Here is a 19,033-nt window from a genome sequence, read left to right on the forward strand (position 1 = left end):
CCCACAAGGGGCGAGGGTCAAATATGGAGGAAATTATATGTTCACAGGTATTATTGAAGAGGTTGGAAGCATTGCCCAAATTCATAAACAGGGCGAGTTTGCAGTTGTTACCATTAACGCAAACAAAGTGCTGAGTGATGTTCATTTAGGCGATAGTATTGCGGTAAATGGTGTCTGCTTAACTGTAACTTCTTTTACAGCAAGTCAATTTACAGCAGATGTGATGTCGGAAACGTTAAAACGTACCTCATTAGGCGAACTAAAACCAAGCAGTCCGGTTAATTTAGAGCGAGCAATGGCGGCGAATGGACGTTTTGGCGGGCATATCGTATCGGGTCATATTGATGGAACGGGCGAAGTTGTTGAAATCACGCCGGCTAACCATTCAACTTGGTATCGTATTAAAACATCTGCAAAATTGATGCGTTATATCATTGAAAAAGGTTCGATAACTATTGATGGCATTAGTTTAACGGTCGTTGATACAGATGAGAGTTCATTCCGAGTGTCGATTATTCCACATACCATTAAAGAAACGAATTTAGGCACGAAGAAAATTGGTAGTTTAGTAAATTTAGAAAATGATATCGTGGGTAAATATATTGAACAGTTTTTACTAAAAAAAGAGCCGGAAAATCAACAAGATAAATTGACGATGGACTTTCTAAAAAACGCAGGGTTTTAATTTTTAAATAAAAAAATTGATATAGAATACAAAAAAGAGAGCAAGAAATGTTTAAATTTTCAACCGTAGAAGAAGCGATTGCCGCGATTGCCGCCGGTAAAATTATTTTAGTGACAGATGATGAAGATCGTGAGAATGAAGGCGATTTCATCTGTGCTGCAGAATTTGCTACACCGGAAAATATCAACTTTATGGCAACATATGGGAAAGGGTTGATTTGTACGCCCGTTTCTCAAGAGATCGCCAATAAACTTAACTTTCATCCAATGGTTCCTGTTAATCAGGACAACCACGAAACCGCATTTACTGTATCGGTCGATCATATTGATACGGGAACAGGTATTTCTGCGTTTGAACGTTCTATTACTGCGATAAAAACGGTTGATGATAATGCGAAACCGAGCGATTTCCGCCGCCCGGGGCATATGTTCCCATTGGTTGCAAAAGATGGTGGGGTGTTGGTTCGTAATGGTCATACCGAAGCGACCGTTGATTTGGCTCGTTTAGCAGGACTAAAACCGGCTGGTTTATGTTGCGAAATTATGGCTGAAGATGGCACGATGATGAGAATGCCGGAGCTTCAAAAATTTGCAACGGAACATAATATGCCGTTTATTACTATTCAGCAGTTGCAAGAGTACCGCCGTAAGCACGATTGCTTAGTTAAACAGGTCTCTGTGGTAAAAATGCCAACGAAATATGGCGATTTTATGGCGCATAGTTTCGTGGAAATTATTTCAGGTAAAGAGCACGTAGCGTTAGTAAAAGGCGATATTGGCGATGGAGAAAATGTATTAGCACGTATTCATTCCGAATGTTTAACGGGGGATGCCTTTGGCTCACAACGTTGCGATTGCGGCCAGCAATTTGCGGCAGCAATGACCCAAATTGAAAAAGAAGGCCGAGGCGTAGTGCTTTATTTACGTCAAGAAGGTCGAGGCATTGGTTTAATCAATAAATTAAGAGCCTATGAATTGCAAGACAAAGGAATGGACACCGTAGAAGCCAATGTTGCTTTAGGCTTCAAAGAAGATGAACGTGAATACTATATTGGCGCACAAATGTTCCAAATGCTTGGCGTAAAATCTATTCGTTTGCTCACAAATAACCCGGCAAAAATTGAAGGGTTAAAAGAGCAAGGTTTGAATATTACTTCACGCGAACCGATTATCGTTGAACCTAACAAAAACGATATTGAGTATTTAAAAGTTAAACAAACCAAAATGGGACATATGTTTAATTTCTAATAGAAAAATCTCTCTTTAGAAAAGAGGGAGAATTTAATTACAAATTTATTTATCAGAGGAAACTTTAAAAATGGCAAAAATTACAGGTAACTTAGTTGCAACAGGGTTAAAATTCGGTATCGTAACAGCCCGTTTTAACGATTTTATTAACGACAAATTATTAAGTGGTGCAGTTGATGCATTAGTTCGCCACGGTGCTTCAGAAGATGATATTGATACCGTTTGGGTACCGGGTGCATTTGAAATTCCACTTGTTGCTAAAAAAATGGCAGAAAGCGGTAAATATGATGCCGTAATCTGTTTAGGTACAGTGATTCGTGGTTCAACAACTCACTACGACTATGTGTGTAACGAAGCGGCAAAAGGTATTGGCGCAGTGGCTTTACAAACCGGCGTACCGGTTATGTTTGGCGTATTAACAACCGAAAATATCGAACAAGCAATTGAACGTGCAGGCACAAAAGCAGGCAATAAAGGTGCTGAATGTGCATTAGGTGCAGTAGAAATGGTTAATGTGTTAAAAGCACTTTAATTATCTATATTAAAAATGAAAAGGAAGCGAGGGCTTCCTTTTTTATTTATATCTAGACAAAGCCTAGCTAAAAAAATACTATTTTAGCAATAACTAACATGCCTATTATAAAAGCTAAAATATATAGAGATTTGACCATATCAAAGAAATCAGCGCTCCTTTTCAATTGTTTATCTGTCTCATTACTCATATCATAGTTCCCTCAACCAAATTAAAAGAAATGGATATAACGCTCAATAAATTTTTGTAATTTACTTTTATTTAGGGGCTGACGTAGATTAGCCCTAAATTTCACACCATTTTCTCAACGTTTTAAGTTACTCTTTTGGTGTCCCAATGTTAAATCGAAATTCACATTCTTTCAAGAATAAAGGAAAACTTTTTCGGTCAATTCTATTATATTTTGGAGTATCCGCTTAGCTTGGTTCCAAAAATTTTTAATGCCTTTGATGTGGCTTTGCTTTTTCTACTTGCGTATTTGTTAAGGAAGAAATGATTCTAGACATAGTTGTTTTTCCTTTGTGTAATACAGCTCTACGAGATTTTAGTAGGATAATTTTTTGTATGATAAAAATATCCTACTAAAAATCCTACTAAAATTCATAGCTAGAAATGAAAAACGATAATAGTCAGTGTTCCTAACTGTGTTCCTAAAATTCACGGTTAGAAGCGAAAAAATACGATAAGCAAAAAAGATAAAAAGTGCTGTGAAGCTATATGTATCAAGGGGTTAACGAAAGATTATGAAAGGTTGCGATAGCTTAGATGGTCCCCCCTACCGGACTTGAACCAGTGACCAAGCGATTATGAGTCGCCTGCTCTAACCGACTGAGCTAAGGGGGGATAAATAGAAATGAGCTTGGATTATAGAGAAAAGATGAGCGTTCGTCTAGATTTGAGAAGAACGCTCGAGTAAAAAATAAACTATTTAAGTTAATTACTTTTCAAACCAAATTAATGTTGCCATTCTACCTGTTTGTTTATCTCGGCGATAAGAAAAGAATTTATCAGCCTCTGTATAGGTGCAATGCACTCCCCCTGTAATCTGCGTTATACCAAGCTTATTGAGGCGTTGTTTGGCAATTTGGTAAAGATTTCCTAAAAATTTACCGCTTGCAGTGGGATCCTGTCGGAATGCCTCTTGCGCCTGCGGATCAACGGCACAAAATTGCTTGACCACTTCTTCGCCAACTTGAAATGCATTTTCGCCAATCGCAGGGCCTAACCAAGCCGAAATATCTGAAGCCGGGCATTGAAATTTTGCGACAGTCTCTTCAAGAATACCATCGCATAAGCCTCGCCAACCTGCGTGGGCGGCCGCCACTTCATTACCTTGTTTATTATAAAAAAGTACCGGTAAGCAATCCGCTGTCATCACTAAACAAATTTGATTAGCTTGATTTGTGTAAGCCGCATCTGCTTCTAAATTTTCGCCGTCATAAGGTAATTCAATAACTCGAGTACTATGCGTTTGCGTGAGGTATAAAGGGGCTTGAGGTAACTCAAATCGTTCAACAAGCAATGCTCTATTTTGAGCAACATCTTGAGGATTGTCATTAACGTGCTCGCCTAAATTAAAACTATCAAATGGCGGAAGACTGACACCGCCGGTTCTTATCGTAGTAAAGCCATGTATCTGTTTTGGCGCGTGCCATTGGGGGGAAATATGCGTCATATTTGCAATTTTCTCTAAAAATTGAACCGCTTATGAACGTACTGCAATCGCTTCGATTTCAATACCAACATCTTTCGGTAAACGAGCGACTTCAACACAAGAACGAGCAGGGAATGATGGGTGAGCATTTTCACGGAAAAAGGCTTCATATTCTGCATTAACCGTTGCAAAATCATTAAGATCTTTAACAAAAACCGTTGTTTTCACAATATGCCCCACGGTTAAACCGGCTTGTTCGATAATGGCTTTTATATTTTCAAGAGATTGGCGAGCTTGTTGTTTAATATCACTTGGAATTTCGCCTGTTTTTGGATTAACCGGAATTTGCCCTGAAGTGATAACCATATTACCTAAATCAACCGCTTGTACATAAGGACCGATAGCAGCAGGAGCGTTTTCTGTGTGAATGATTTTTGTCATGATGTATTCCTTTTGATAATGAAAAATAGTCGGTTTAATGATAATATCTTTTCTGTTTTTTGAAAATAAAGAGATTGGCATAAATGAGCATTAACTTAACAGAGATTGTTTTACATCAACTTCATCAAATTGAAGGCGAACAGCCTCAATTAGAAACCGTATTGCGTGATAATTTGCTGGCGATAGGGCCTGAAACAGAGCAACTTATGTTGCAGCTTCATCAAGCTTATCAAGGAAAAGCGAAAGCATACGGGGTATTTAAAGATGAATCTGTTTTTGCTCAACAGTTAAATCGCTTGTTAGAGAAAGAGATGGATTTTTTACCTTTTAGCCATGCTTGTGCCAAAATGCTCGCAAGTGAATTGGTCAAGTATCCTTTTGTCAGTGGTGGCACTTTTATTCTGTGTCGCTATAATTTTTTAGCGACAGATTACTTATTTATTGCATTGATTGATAGCCGTGCTTCTGTTTTAGTGGACGAACAGCTTGATGTGAAGCGTACAGAGTATTTGGATATTACACAATATGATATTGCCTGCCGTATTAATTTAACTGAACTTAAAATTAATGCTCAATCCAACCGTTATTTAACTTTTGTAAAAGGGCGTGTTGGACGTAAAATTGCCGATTTCTTTATGGATTTCTTAAATGCAGAAGAAGGGTTAAATCCTCAAGTACAAAACCAAACTTTATTACAAGCAGTAAGCGATTTCTGTGAACAAGGCGAATTATCGGCTCCTCAAGCGCGAGAAGTGAAAAAGCAAGCGTTTGAATACTGTAAAGAGCAAATGAGTGCAGGGGAAGAAATTGCGTTACAAGATTTATCCGATCATTTACCAACGCTAAATGAAAGTAGTTTCTCGCAATTTACTCAAGAGAAAGAATATGGATTAGAAGAGTCGATTCCTCCGATGCGTAATGCGCTGAAAACCTTAACAAAGTATTCTGGTTCAGGAAAAGGGGTAACTATTAGTTTTAACGCCGAATTATTGGGCGAACGCTTAATTTGGGACGAACTAAATGACACTTTAACTATCAAAGGATTACCGGCTAATCTTCGGGATCAGCTTGAGCGTAATAAATAATTAGTATTTTTCAAACAAATTCGGTATGATTTAGCCAATTAAATCGTATTTTTCAAAGGTCATGAGTTATGAAAATGAAATCTCTTTTAGCAGTAATGTTATTGGCACTTGGTGTGACAGGTTGCTCAACAGTCAAAAAAGTGGTTTACCGTATTGATGTGCCACAAGGTAACTATTTAGAGCAAGATAAAATCGATCAAGTTAAAGTTGGCATGAATAAAGAGCAAGTACAGTATTTATTAGGTACACCTGTATTAAGAGATACTTTTGCGCAGAATCGTTGGGATTACGTATTTATTAAACGTGAGGGGTATAACGATCCAATCCAACATACACTCTTGGTTTACTTTAATGAGAAAGGTTTAGTAAGCGATATTAAATTAGATAAGCCATTATCAGATAATACAGCTAAATCAGAATAAATACTTTTCGATAATAAGCGGTAAGATTTTTTGAAAATCTTACCGTTTTTTTATGCATTTATCATTAGTTTTTTTTATTAAAAAACATGCGTTAGAAATAAAATTGTGAGTAAAACTAATTATTAAAGAAGGATTTTGACATTAAAATCATTTAAAAAGCTCAACAAATAATCACTTAAAGCATTTTTTAGTGAAATTTTAATAATTTTTTTTAATTTCTGCTTTTCAGATAAAAAAAGTTTTGATAGACTCCAAAACAAGTTAAACACAACAGTCTTAATTAAAAATCAAAATTAATATTTCACAGGAGTAACTTATGAGCGACTTAAACGCATTGTTCCAAAAAATCAAACAACGTGATCCTAACCAAGCACCATTCCACCAAGCGGTAGAAGAAGTATTTGGTTCTTTAGCACCTTTCTTAGCTAAAAATCCACAATATACTAAAGATGGTCTTTTAGAGCGTCTTGTTGAACCTGAGCGTGTAATTTCTTTCCGTGTCACTTGGGTTGATGATAAAGGTCAAGTTCAAGTAAACCGTGGTTATCGTGTTCAAATGAACTCTGCGATTGGTCCTTATAAAGGTGGTATCCGTTTCCACCCGACAGTAGATTTAGGTGTATTAAAATTCTTAGCATTTGAACAAGTGTTTAAAAATGCTTTAACAACATTACCAATGGGCGGTGGTAAAGGCGGTTCAGATTTTGATCCTAAAGGTAAATCAGATGCTGAAGTAATGCGTTTCTGCCAAGCGTTTATGACTGAATTATCTCGTCATATCGGTGCTGACACAGATGTTCCTGCTGGCGATATCGGTGTGGGCGGTCGTGAAATTGGCTATATGTATGGTCAATACAAAAAATTACGTAACGAATTTGCTTCAGTATTAACCGGTAAAGGTTTAACTTGGGGCGGTAGCTTAATTCGTCCGGAAGCAACTGGTTACGGTGCAGTTTATTTTGCAGATGCAATGTTAGCAACTCGTGGTCAAGGCTTTGAAGGTAAACGTGTTGTGATTTCCGGTTCTGGTAACGTGGCACAATATGCGGCTGAAAAAGCAATCCAAAAAGGTGCGAAAGTATTAACCGTTTCAGACTCAAACGGTTATGTGTTATTCCCAGATTCAGGTATGACTGAAGCACAATTACAAGCGTTATTAGTACTTAAAAATGAACGCCGTGAACGCCTATCTGTGTATGCGAAAGAGCAAGGCATTCAATACTTCGAAGGTCAAAAACCTTGGGGCGTTGTGTGTGATATCGCATTACCGTGCGCAACTCAAAATGAATTAGATGGCGAAGCTGCGAAAGAATTAGTGAAAAATGGCTGTATCTGTGTGGCAGAAGGTGCAAACATGCCAACAACGCTTGAAGGTGTTGAAGTGTTTATTGCTGCGAAAATTCTTTACGCTCCGGGTAAAGCAGCAAACGCTGGTGGTGTAGCAACTTCTGGTTTAGAGATGAGCCAAAATGCAATGCGTTTATCTTGGACGCGTGAAGAAGTGGATCAACGTTTATTCGGTATTATGACAGCAATCCACGAAAACTGTGTTGAGAACGGTACAGAAGCAGGCGGTTTCGTGAACTATGTAAATGGTGCAAACATCGCGGGCTTTAAAAAAGTGGCAACTGCAATGTTAGAGCAAGGCATTTTATAATAGATAAATTACTGAAATAGAAAGCCTCCCGATTGGGAGGCTTTGCTATATCTGTTATGGGAGAGGTTCGAAGAACTTAACTCGCCCTTTTCGCTTCAATCACATCTTCTAATTGGGCTACTCGAGAGAGGATCTTATTTAGCATCTCTACGTTAGTTAGTTGGATTTCCATATTGATAATTGCCAGTCCTCGTTTCATATCTGTTCGGCTTGAAACGCTTAGAACATTGACTTTTTCATTTGCCATAATCGCACTGACATCACGTAATAAACCATTACGATCATTGGCTACAACACGAATGGTTAAACTCAATCCTGCTCCGGTATGTTCTCCCCATTGTGCTTCAACAACACGAGAAGGGTTAAGGCTTTGTAGCTCAAATAGCTGTTCGCAATCTTTTTTATGAATGGAAATGCCTCGACCTTGCGTGATATAGCCAACAATTGGATCGCCATAAATAGGTTGGCAACAACGAGCAATAGAATGCATTAGGTTACCCACCCCTTCAATAATGATTTGTCCATTTTTCGCTTTATGATGGCTATGCTTGTTGAGCTGCTTAAGGAGAGCCTCATCTTCTTGCTCCGCCGTTGGTTTAATTAAGCGGCTTTGCAGATAGTGCATTAACTGATGAAGTTTAATATCTCCACCACCAATACCAGCATAGAGATCGTCTAAGTTTTTTAAGTTATAGCGAGGGAGAGCATATTGCTCAATTTGCTTTAAGGTTAATCCCAAACGTCCCATTTCGACTTCAAGTGCTTCTTTACCGAGTGGAATATTTTTTTCGCGATCTAATTTTTTAAACCATGCGATAATCTTTGAACGGGCTTTCGATGTATTCACAAAGCCGGTATTAGGATTTAGCCAATCTCGACTTGGATTTGGTTGTTTCTGTGTGATAATTTCAACTTGATCACCCATTTGTAAATGGTACGTGAAAGGCACAATTCTTCCGGCTACCTTAGCCCCAATACAACGATGCCCGATTTCACTATGGATCGCATAGGCAAAATCAAGTGGTGTTGCATTTTTAGGCAGATCAACCACTTCGCCTTTAGGTGTAAAGACGTAGACGCGATCATCAAATACTTGAGAGCGCATTTCAGCCACGACATCGCCTGAATCAGCAATATCATTTTGCCATGCAAGGAGTTTACGTAACCAAACGATTTTTTCTTCATAACCAGAACGACCAGCAGTTGCGCCTTCTTTATATTTCCAGTGGGCAGCAACGCCTAATTCAGCATCATTGTGCATTTGTCGGGTACGAATTTGCACTTCAATAGCTTTGTTTTCTTTCCCCAACACAACGGTATGAATAGATTGATAGCCATTCGGTTTTGGTTGTGCAATATAATCGTCAAAGTGTTCCGGTAAGTGTTTATATTTTGTATGGATAATACTAAGTGCGGTATAGCAATCTTCTAATTTAGGGACAATGATACGAACCGCTCGAATATCAAAGAGTTGCTCAAAACGCAGATGTTTTTTCTGCATTTTTTTCCATATGCTATAAATATGTTTAGGGCGACCGTAAATTTCCACATCATCTAATTCTTCGCCTAAACAAGCGGTCAAATCAGCCACAAAATCTGCAATATATTTTTCACGGTCAAGACGACGTTCGCCTAGATTAAATTTTGCAATTTGGCGATAGCATTGAGGATGTAAAGCGCGGAAGCAATAATCTTCCAGCTCCCATTTTAATTGTCCGATGCCTAAACGATTGGCAAGAGGTGCGTAGATATGTGAACACTCTTTGGCAGCCAAAACCATATCTTCTTCTTTATAGCGATCTTTCGCGCGCAAGTAAGTAATACGTTCAGCTAATTTAATGACAACGCAACGGAAATCGTCCACCATTGCCAGCAACATACGGCGGATGTTATCGATTTGGAGATCTGAAGCTGAATTCGCAGAAAGTTGGCGAATATTCTCCATTTCAAGAACACCTTTTACTAAGTTCTTGATCTGATTGCTAAAATCCTCTTTGACTTGAGCAAGGTCGATGATATTCCCTTTTACGAGCGGGAAAATCATTGCGGCAAGCAGGCTGTCATCATCCATATTAAGACTATGTAGGATTTCAACCATTTCGATACCATCCCACATCAATTCATACTGTTCGGTATCTAATTTTTCTTGGGCGTAACGCCAAGTGGATTGAATTTTATCAAAGGTTATTGGCGACATATTCAGATATGTACCCCAACCAGCAAGCTCAAATGTGGCTGGATTGAGTTCGTGAGAGTGTCGAATAGCTACCATAAAACCTCCATGAATTAGGTGGGAAGTGTAACGATTATATCGTCAAGAAATGTAAGTGCATTATAGCGGAAAAGTTGAGGGTTTTGTTGGGTTTTTAAAAGGGAAAAGCCTAGAATTTAAACATTCTAGGCTTTTGTTATTTATCTAAGTGAAAAATTATAAGTAGAATTTTTCAACGAAGTTTAATTTGTCATCAAGTTTTAACACTAATGGCTGACCGGTTGGAATTTCAAAATCCATGATTTCTTCATCAGAAATGCCAATAATGTGTTTTGCAAGAGCACGTAATGAGTTACCGTGTGCTGTCACAAGAACACGTTTACCTGATAATAATGCCGGTGCGATTTGATCTTCCCAGAAAGGTAAAACACGTTCTAATGTGATTTTTAAGTTTTCAGCGTTTGGTACAACATCTTTTGGAAGATGTGCATAACGGCGGTCATTGTGTGCTGAATTTGGATCAGCCGGGTCTAAATCCGGTGGAGAGATGTCATAAGAACGACGCCAGATGTGAACTTGTTCATCACCGTATTTTTGTGCCGTTTCAGCTTTATCTAAACCTTGTAATGCACCGTAGTGACGTTCGTTTAAACGCCAGTTTTTCACTTGTGGAATCCAAAGTTGGTTAGACTCTTCTAACACGATGTTACAAGTTTTGATAGCACGAGTTAATACAGAAGTGAAAGCGATATCGAATTCATAACCTGCGTCAAGTAATTTTTTACCTGCCGCTTTTGCTTCTTCCACACCTCGTTCTGTTAAGTTTACATCACGCCAGCCTGTAAATAAGTTTTTCGCATTCCACTCACTAAAACCGTGACGGATAAAAACGATTTCCATAAGGACTCCTATTGTTTAAGTTGATTTTGAAAACTGGATATTTATAACAAAATTTTACGTGTTTTTAAATAACTATTTGTAAAACTAAGCAAAAAGCAAGAGAAAAGCTGATTTTCCTCAAAAATTTCACTAAAATAACTTAATCTTTATTCAATGGCGTTATAGGGGATTTCTGTGAAAGTTTCTCGTTTGAGTTTGGCTGTATTATTTTGTTGTATTTATCTTGTTACTCCAACATCTTCTGCAAATCAGTTATCAGATATTCAGCAAAAAATTAAACAACAAACCACTAAAATTAATGAAAATCGTCAAAAGCGTAATGCATTGCAATCAACGCTTAAAAATCAAGAAATTGAGATGGGAAAGGTGTTTAATAAATTAAAAGAGACAGAAACTTCTTTGGCAGATATTCGTGCAGCAATTAAGCGAACGGAGCAAGAAATTAAACGCTTAGAACAACAAGAAAAAGAGCAGAAAGAAAAATTAAAAGAGCAATTAGATTCAGCGTATCGCTCCGGTATTCATCCTTCGGTCATTGAGCGTTTAATGTCTGAAGATGCAAAAAATGCCGATAGAATGACTGCTTATTATGAGCATATCAATCAAGTTCGTATTGATGCCATTCATGAATTACGCCGTACACAACAAGAATTAAAAGAAAGACGAGATGAATTAAAAGGTCAGCAAAAAGGGCAGCAGACTCAATTAACCGAACAGAAAAAACAAGAAAACGACCTCAAAAAAGTACAAAGAGAGCGAGAAACAACCCTTCGTTCTATTGATAAAACACTGGAACAAGACGAAAGCCGATTAGATGACCTGAAAACCAATGCTGCCACGTTAAAACAAAAAATTGCGAATGCAGCAAAAGAATCAGAACAACAAGAAAAACAAGAAATTGCTAAGTTAGAAGAAAAGAAAAACAAAGAAGAGAACCGTAAAGCAACAGAAGAAGAAAAGCAGCAAGTTCGAGCAGGAAGTGGCTTAAAATCGGGTAAATATGCTATGCCGATTAGTGGCTCTATTGTGACAAAATTTGGCGGTAGCTGGAATGGTATTGTTATTGCAGCAGGCGCGGGTACTCCGGTCAAGGCGATTGCTTCAGGGCGTGTTATTATGGCGGACTGGTTGCAAGGCTACGGCAATATGGTCGCGATCGACCATGGTAATGGCGATATTTCTTTATATGGTTATAACCAAAATGTTGCGGTACGTAAAGGTAGTCGTGTTTCAGCCGGACAAGTTATTGCGAGTGTAGGGAATACGGGCGGTCAAAATCGTAATGCGCTTTATTTTGGAATTACTCGTAAAGGTAATCCGGTTAACCCATTAAGTGTCGTGAAATAGTTTTAAATCATGAAAAATAACATCAATAAGCGGTTCGTTTTTTTCCTTCTTTTGCAAATGTTTATGGGAATTTTACCGCTTGCACAAGCGGCTAAATTAGCTATCGTGATTGATGACATTGGCTATTCGGTTCGTGAAGATCAGAGAGTGTATCAATTACCGAAAGAAATTAGCGTTGCGATTATTCCTTCTGCGCCTTATGCAAAGGTTCGGGCAGAAAATGCATTTGCACAAAAACGTGATATTTTAATTCATCTGCCTATGCAGCCTCAAAATGCACAACAAGCTATCGAAAAACCAGCATTATTGGTTGGCGATGCTTTCGCAAAGGCACAATCTTTGTTAGAAAATGCACGGCAGCGTGTGCCTTATGCGATAGGTCTGAATAATCACATGGGAAGCGGTGCTACTGCAGATAAAGCAACAATGCGTCATTTTATGCAAGCGTTAGCTGAACAAAAATTGTTTTTCTTAGATAGTAAAACCGGTCCGAGTGTGGCAACTAAGGTGGCTGCAGAATTTGGCATTAGTGCATTAGAGCGTCACGTTTTCCTTGATGATAGTAATGAATATCACGATGTGTTGCATCAATTTCAACAAGCGAAAGCTTATGCAAGAAAGCATGGCGTGGCAATTTTAATAGGTCATCCACGGAAAAACAGCATTGATGTTCTAGAAAAAGAATTAAAAACATTACCGGCTGATATTCAGCTTGTAAGCATGGGGAGTTTATGGCGACACGAAAAAGTGGAACCATCTAAGCCTCTTATTGTCATTTTTGATATGGAACCGGCTCCAACTTCTGTGCAACCTTTTGAGCATGTTTCGCCATTGTTGCGCGGTATTCCTAAAGAATAAAAGGATATTTTGTGAATTTTAAACTAAGACTTTTAACCCTTTTTTGTTTGATGGCGTTTACACAAATAAGTCAAGCAGAGCAATCTAGCACGTCTTCTGAATTATCAAGTAATGAAACAGAAGAATCAACATCAACAGAAGCGGAACAAAATAGTGATGCTAAAGTAGAAGCTCAGGTCGATCTCGAAGTAAAAGGGATTGAGGATAAAGATGCTTGGAATAATGTAAAAATTTACCTTGGACAAGTGGCGAATGATTATGCTGACGGTTCAGAACGTCATCAGTATTTGGTTCAAACGGCGGTAGATAAAGGGTTAAGAGCAAAAGGCTATTACAATACGCAATATCATTTTTCCCTTGTTCCTCGAGAGGGAGAGAAGCCTTTATTATTGCTTAATGTCGATTTGGATCGAGAAAAAGTGAAGATCGATGAAGTGGATATTCAGCTCCAAGGCGAAGCAAAAACAGATGAAGCTTTTGAGAAATTACTCAAAGATGTTCCTCATAAAGGCGAAGATCTGTCACATCAAAATTATGATAGTTTCAAAAGTAATTTGGAAGGTTTAGCCTTTAAAAAAGGTTACTTTGATGGAAATTGGCTTTATCATCGTTTAGAAATTTATCCTAAAGATCATGCAGCGGATTGGCGTTTAGGGTACGACAGCGGTATTCGTTACCGTTATGGCGAGATTCGCTTTACAGACAGTCAAATTAAAGAAGAATATTTGCGCAATATCTTGAAAATTAAGACGGGCGAACCTTATTACGCTAATGATATTTCGGTTTTGACATCAGATTACTCATCAAGTAACTGGTTCTCTTCTGTGATGGTTGAACCTTCTCTAAATGAAGAACAAAAAATCGTTGATCTTAACGTGCTATTCCAACCAAAGAAAAAGAATGATGTTGAAATCGGTATCGGCTTTGCAACAGATGATGGTCCCCGTCTTCAATTTAATTGGAAAAAACCTTGGTTAAATAGCCGTGGACATAGTTTTGAATCACGCACTTATTTGTCATCAAAAGAGCAAACTGCTGAATTTGGCTATAACATTCCGTTAAAATCAGACCCATTGCATTATTACTATCAGATTTCTGGTAGTTTAGAACATGAGGATCAAAATGATACCAAATCAACGGCAGCAACATTAGGTTTCCAACGTTTTTGGACACATGAAACGGGATGGTCATTTTCAGCAGGGATTAAGGCTCGTTACGATTCTTTTACCCAAGCTGATTTTACTGGGAAAACATTGCTAATTTATCCAACTGCTTCTTTGAATCGGACTCGTTCAGACGGAAATCGTTTTCCATTATGGGGAGATAGTCAAAAGCTCACGGTAAACTGGGGGACAAAAGCAATTGGCTCCGATGTTGATTTTTACAGTTGGAAAGCTTCAAGTACTTGGGTAAGAACTTATTTTGATAACCATCGTTTTGTGGTTCGTGGAGAATTAGGCTATATCCATGCAAGTGAATTTGAGCGTATTCCGCCTGCGTTACGTTATTTTGCCGGTGGCGATATGAGCGTAAGGGGCTTTGGTTATAAAGATATCTCGCCAAGAGATCCGGTAAGTGGAAAATTAGTGGGTGGCTCGCATTTAGCAACTGCAACAGCAGAATATCAGTATCAAGTTTATCCGAATTGGTGGGCTGCTGCTTTTTACGATACGGGGCTTGCTTCAGATAAATTTAAAGCAAAAGATCTCCATTCAGGTGCCGGATTAGGCGTCCGCTGGGCATCTCCGATTGGCTCGATTAAATTTGATATTGCAACACCCGTCAAATCGCCAAACAATGATACCGGTGTGCAATTTTATATTGGTTTAGGCTCAGAACTTTAAATTTGATTATGAATGATAAAACAACCGAAATTCAGCAAGAAACTCAGACAGAAAAATCGCCTGATGTAGTAAAGCCTAAAAAAGGATCCCGTTGGGGAAAATGTATTTTGGGAGGAGGTGTTATTCTTTCTCTCTCTTCACTCGGTTTTCTTGCAACAGGCATTGGGCAAAGAAGTGTTATTACATTAGCCGATAAATGGCTAGATCAACTTTCTATTGGGCAAGTTGAAGGGAGCCTTCAGGATGGCTTGACACTATCTAATACACAATATGTGATGGATGGGGTTAATGTTCAGGTTGGACAAGCCAATTTACATCTTGATTTTGGTTGCCTTTTAAAAGGCGAAGCTTGTGTTGAGAATGTTGCAATTAAAGACACACAAGTGATTGTTGATACAACAAAATTACCACCGTCAAAAGAAGAACAGCCTTCAGAACCTTTTACAGCGCTGAATTTACCTTTGGGTGTTTCGGTCAAAAATGTGGCTTTGGATAATATTCATGTTAATGTTGATGATATGGATATCGATCTGACGCACTTTCACTCGGGTATTTCGGGGAAAGGACGATTATTGACTTTATCGCCAACAAAGTTGAATGGCTTAGATCTTCAGCTTGCTTTAAAGCTAGATGAAAGCGATCAACAAGCGGTTGAATATGCTGCAAAAATTGCAAAAAACGAAATTTCACAGGAAGAAGTAAAAATGGCAACAGGCGTGATACTAAAAAACGCCATGGAGAAAACCGGCGAAAAAGTTGCTGAACGTATCCAGACATTACAAAAAAAATCTCAAACAACTTCAAATGATGCTGAAAAAATTGATTGGGAAACGATTAAAGCGCAGCTACAAAAGCCATTATTAGATAAACAAGTGCCATTAAAATTGCCTTTTGATTTTTCAATTGAACAATTAGATATTGAAAATGTTAATTTGGCACAAAAAGCAAAAGATGAAAAAGGTAATTTGGTTAAGCCAATCCCGTTGTTTAATTTAACAAAAGCAACCTTAAAGGCAAATGCCGATGAGCAAGTGCTAAACTTAGCACAATTATCATTAGAAAGTGATCGTGGGAATTTAAATGGACAAGGGCAATTAACTTTACAGGATAATTATCCTCTCGCTTTTCATTTACAAGTCACAGAGCCTTCTCAAGTTAAAGTAAAACTCCCTGTAAGTCATATCAATGCAGAAATTTCTGGAGCGCTTTACGATAAAACAAAACTTCATGTTGAGACAAAAGGCGCTATTCAAGCAAAACTTGAAGGCGATGTTGCATTAGCGGTAGAGAAAAAGCCACTTAATCTTGTTTTAACAAGTGAGAGCATTACTTATCCGTTCCCACCTGAAACGGGGGCAAATCCCCTTAAATTAGAAAAGTTAAATCTTAGCCTGAAAGGCGACCCTTTTGATTATCAGCTTAATGTTTCAGGGCAAGCAACAGGTATGAACGTACCGGCAAGCCAAGTTGAGTTAAAAGGAAAAGGAGATGTAACTCACTTTGATATCCAAACATTGAAACTCAATGCATTGGAGGGCGAAGCACACTTAAATGGCAGTGTAGATTGGACAGATGGTGTTGAATGGAATAGTTCGCTTTCTTTGTCAGGAATCAATACGAAATCACTTGCCCCAGATTGGGCAGCGGTATTATCCGGTGGCTTAAATTCAAAAGGTTATGCAGGGAGAGGGAAAGATGGGGCTGAGTGGAATGTTGATGTATCGAAAATTGATTTAAAAGGCAATTTATTACAGAAACCTCTTCAGCTTCAAGGTAACTTAACCTCAAATGCGAAAACCCTATTAGCAGTTGATAAAACAACGCTCATTTATGGCGAGAACCGTATTGCAATGAATGGGGTCTTAGGTGATAAATCGGATTTTACTGCACAGATCAATGCACCGAATTTACAAGGTCTTGTACCTAAATTAAAAGCCAGTATTAAAGGCGATGTAAAATTGTCTGGTAAGGTCAGTGAGCCTAACTTGGCTTTAGATCTTGACGCTAATCAAGTCAGTTATGAGGATCTTAAATTACAACATTTATCTGCCAAAGGAAATGTCACCACAGAAAAAGTGATTCAGGGAAATCTCGAGCTTGCGTTACAAAAATTCACTTATGGCGATATTAAGGTTGAGAATGCCAATATAAATGCGAGCGGAAATGAAACGAATCACACGTTAAAACTAACAGCTAAAGGTGAGCCGATAGGCGCTGGTTTGCAAATTTCAGGAAAATTTGACCGCTTGCAGCAAGTTTGGACGGGGCAGTTTGCGAATATTGCGATTGATAGTACGGAATTTGGTCGTTTTCAAACGAACCAACCGGTTAATGTTACCTATAATAACAAAAAAATTAATGCGAATGTTTCAGCGCACTGTTGGCAAAATCCGAAAATTAACCTTTGTTTTACACAGGCTTTTAATGCGGGGCAAGAAGGCAAAATTCCTTTTGAAATTCGTCAATTTAATTTAGCGGCTGTGCAGGCTTATTTAGATAAAAATAGCCAAATTTCTGGCATTGTTAATGCAAAAGGCGAAGCCGCATGGTTTAAAAATAAATCACCGGAAGTAACGGTCGCATTAGATTCGCCTTCACTTAAATTTGTACAAAAAATGGATGGTGGAAAATCGTTTCCAATCGGGATTACACCTTTGAAAATCAATGCGGATTTGGCAAATAACAATCTGAAGTTAAAAACAGATCTACAGATTGAAAATAATGGTCGAATTACGACAGATTTAACCATGAACGATGTGTCGGGGAAAAGAGGATTGTCCGGCAATATCAATCTTGACCAACTCTCATTAAAATTGATTAAACCATTATTAAGTGGAGGAGAGGCTGTTGATGGGAATATTAATGCCCGTCTTACGATGGGCGGAACTGCCACTTCGCCTTTATTACATGGAGCATTAAATTTAACGGGGCTAAAAGCTAAATCTGTTTCTATGCCATTTGATGTAACCGGCGGTGGTTTAACAATGAATTTTAATGGGGCTACCTCTACATTAAGCGGTCGGATTCAAACAACGGAAAGCGAACTTCGATTAGAGGGCGATGCGGATTGGCGGCGTTTAGATGCGTGGCGAAGCCATATTCGTGCGCAAGCCAACCGCTTCCGCGTTAATGTGCCGAATATCGCAAAGGTTGAGTTTACGCCGGACATTGAAGTGACAGTGACGCCGAAAGAGTTAGTTTTAGGGGGAAATATTGATATCCCGTGGGCGAGAATTGAGGTGGAAGAATTACCTGAATCAGCGGTTAGTGTAAGTAGTGATGAAGTCATTATGGATGGTTCTGTGAAGCAAAAAACACCACTTTCACAACGCCAAATTCCGCAAAATACCTCAAGTGGTATGGCAATAAAAGCGGATATTAAAATTAATATTGGGGATGATGTTAATTTAAATGCGTATGGATTAAAGTCAGACCTAAAAGGTACGATTGCTGTTCGTCAAGGTAAACAGGGGCTTGGACTTTATGGGCAAGTTAATTTGATAAAAGGACGTTATGCTTCATTCGGTCAAGACTTAATTATCCGAAAAGGACTCATTAGCTTTGCAGGCTTGCCTTCTCAGCCTTCGTTAAATATTGAGGCAATTAGAAATCCGGAAGCGATGGAGGATAGCACTGTTACAGCCGGTGTTAAGGTTATCGGATTAGCGGATAGTCCTGAAGTTAAAATTTTCTCTGAGCCTTCGCTTTCTCAAAATGAGGCGCTCTCGTATATTTTAACTGGGCGTTCATTAGAAAATAGTGGCGATGCAGGGTCAAGTAATTCAATGGCAGCCGCACTATTAAGTATGAGCTTATCAAAAAGTAGTAAAACAGTTGGGGCAGTCGGTAGTGCTTTTGGGCTTAATGATCTGAATGTTACAACGGCAGGTATTGGCGATAATACGAAAGTTGAGGTGAGTGCCAGTTTAACGCCTAAATTTAAGGTAAAATATGGTGTAGGGATTTTTGCACCATTGACAGAACTCACACTACGTTATAATTTAGCGCCCAAATTGTATTTACAGTGGGTCTCAAGTGTGAACCAAGCGGTTGATTTAATGTACCGTTTTGAATTTGATTAGGCATTTTATTAGATAACACAGCAAATAATGAGAAATAACGCATTATTGCTGTGTTCTATTTTTTATT

General features: G+C 38.5%; 14 protein-coding genes, 1 tRNA gene and 1 pseudogene. 10 read left to right on the forward strand and 6 right to left on the reverse strand.

The window, feature by feature from the left end; translation table 11 throughout:
- The first annotated feature begins 37 nt into the window (after positions 1-37).
- The 3 genes from ribE (at position 38) to ribH (ending at position 2,464) form a co-directional block, all read left to right on the forward strand.
- Positions 38-685, forward strand: coding sequence for a riboflavin synthase (ribE, locus tag DDU33_RS07025; RefSeq protein ID WP_108924032.1), 648 nt, complete (start codon positions 38-40; stop codon positions 683-685).
- A 47-nt stretch (positions 686-732) separates the two neighbouring features.
- Positions 733-1,932, forward strand: a complete 1,200-nt coding sequence (locus DDU33_RS07030) for a bifunctional 3,4-dihydroxy-2-butanone-4-phosphate synthase/GTP cyclohydrolase II (protein ID WP_108924034.1) — start codon at positions 733-735, stop codon at positions 1,930-1,932.
- A 70-nt stretch (positions 1,933-2,002) separates the two neighbouring features.
- The gene (gene ribH, locus DDU33_RS07035) at positions 2,003-2,464 is read left to right on the forward strand and encodes a 6,7-dimethyl-8-ribityllumazine synthase (protein WP_005818490.1); all 462 of its coding nucleotides are present in this window, start codon (positions 2,003-2,005) and stop codon (positions 2,462-2,464) included.
- Positions 2,465-2,781: 317 nt separating this feature from the next.
- Here ribH and DDU33_RS07040 read toward each other — a convergent pair.
- From DDU33_RS07040 to DDU33_RS07055, 4 genes and pseudogenes are all read right to left on the reverse strand, one after another.
- Positions 2,782-2,930, reverse strand: a pseudogene (locus DDU33_RS07040) (IS1595 family transposase); the annotation flags it as partial.
- Positions 2,931-3,230: 300 nt separating this feature from the next.
- Positions 3,231-3,307 (reverse strand) — tRNA-Ile (locus tag DDU33_RS07045).
- A gap of 94 nt (positions 3,308-3,401) precedes the next feature.
- The gene (gene pgeF, locus DDU33_RS07050) at positions 3,402-4,139 is read right to left on the reverse strand and encodes a peptidoglycan editing factor PgeF (RefSeq protein WP_108924036.1); all 738 of its coding nucleotides are present in this window, start codon (positions 4,137-4,139) and stop codon (positions 3,402-3,404) included.
- Between the two features lie 30 nt (positions 4,140-4,169).
- Positions 4,170-4,559, reverse strand: coding sequence for a RidA family protein (locus DDU33_RS07055; RefSeq protein ID WP_005823384.1), 390 nt, complete (start codon positions 4,557-4,559; stop codon positions 4,170-4,172).
- An 83-nt stretch (positions 4,560-4,642) separates the two neighbouring features.
- On the opposite strand from DDU33_RS07055, the gene yejK reads away from it, so the two are divergent.
- From yejK to gdhA, 3 genes are all read left to right on the forward strand, one after another.
- Positions 4,643-5,644, forward strand: a complete 1,002-nt coding sequence (gene yejK / locus DDU33_RS07060; protein ID WP_108924038.1) for a nucleoid-associated protein YejK — start codon at positions 4,643-4,645, stop codon at positions 5,642-5,644.
- A 68-nt stretch (positions 5,645-5,712) separates the two neighbouring features.
- Positions 5,713-6,066 carry an outer membrane protein assembly factor BamE gene (gene bamE, locus DDU33_RS07065; protein ID WP_108924040.1) on the forward strand — a complete coding sequence of 118 codons (354 nt, stop codon included), beginning with the start codon at positions 5,713-5,715 and terminating at the stop codon, positions 6,064-6,066.
- Between the two features lie 316 nt (positions 6,067-6,382).
- Positions 6,383-7,723, forward strand: coding sequence for an NADP-specific glutamate dehydrogenase (gene gdhA / locus DDU33_RS07070; RefSeq protein ID WP_005818497.1), 1,341 nt, complete (start codon positions 6,383-6,385; stop codon positions 7,721-7,723).
- A 76-nt stretch (positions 7,724-7,799) separates the two neighbouring features.
- Here gdhA and relA read toward each other — a convergent pair whose 3' ends face one another.
- Both relA and DDU33_RS07080 read right to left on the reverse strand, forming a co-directional pair.
- The gene (relA, locus tag DDU33_RS07075; RefSeq protein WP_108924042.1) at positions 7,800-9,995 is read right to left on the reverse strand and encodes a GTP diphosphokinase; all 2,196 of its coding nucleotides are present in this window, start codon (positions 9,993-9,995) and stop codon (positions 7,800-7,802) included.
- Positions 9,996-10,151: 156 nt separating this feature from the next.
- A complete protein-coding gene (locus DDU33_RS07080; protein WP_005818500.1) occupies positions 10,152-10,835 on the reverse strand; it encodes a 2,3-diphosphoglycerate-dependent phosphoglycerate mutase in 684 nt (227 codons plus the stop codon).
- 189 nt (positions 10,836-11,024) lie between these two features.
- Between DDU33_RS07080 and envC the strand changes: the two genes are divergently transcribed.
- Genes envC through tamB form a run of 4 tightly spaced genes read left to right on the forward strand, consistent with a single transcriptional unit; the run spans position 11,025 to position 18,966 of the window.
- Positions 11,025-12,182: a murein hydrolase activator EnvC gene (gene envC / locus DDU33_RS07085; protein ID WP_420807415.1), complete on the forward strand. Its 1,158-nt coding sequence runs from the start codon at positions 11,025-11,027 to the stop codon at positions 12,180-12,182.
- A 9-nt stretch (positions 12,183-12,191) separates the two neighbouring features.
- A complete protein-coding gene (locus DDU33_RS07090) occupies positions 12,192-13,040 on the forward strand; it encodes a divergent polysaccharide deacetylase family protein (protein WP_167390537.1) in 849 nt (282 codons plus the stop codon).
- Positions 13,041-13,051: 11 nt separating this feature from the next.
- A complete protein-coding gene (gene tamA / locus DDU33_RS07095; protein ID WP_108924046.1) occupies positions 13,052-14,884 on the forward strand; it encodes an autotransporter assembly complex protein TamA in 1,833 nt (610 codons plus the stop codon).
- 8 nt (positions 14,885-14,892) lie between these two features.
- Positions 14,893-18,966 (forward strand): autotransporter assembly complex protein TamB, encoded by a 4,074-nt coding sequence (gene tamB, locus DDU33_RS07100; protein ID WP_108924048.1) that lies wholly within the window; start codon positions 14,893-14,895, stop codon positions 18,964-18,966.
- Positions 18,967-19,033: the final 67 nt, after the last annotated feature.

Origin of the sequence: Actinobacillus porcitonsillarum, from assembly GCF_003101015.1 — a bacterium.
In the GTDB taxonomy this organism is placed as follows: domain Bacteria; phylum Pseudomonadota; class Gammaproteobacteria; order Enterobacterales; family Pasteurellaceae; genus Haemophilus_A; species Haemophilus_A porcitonsillarum.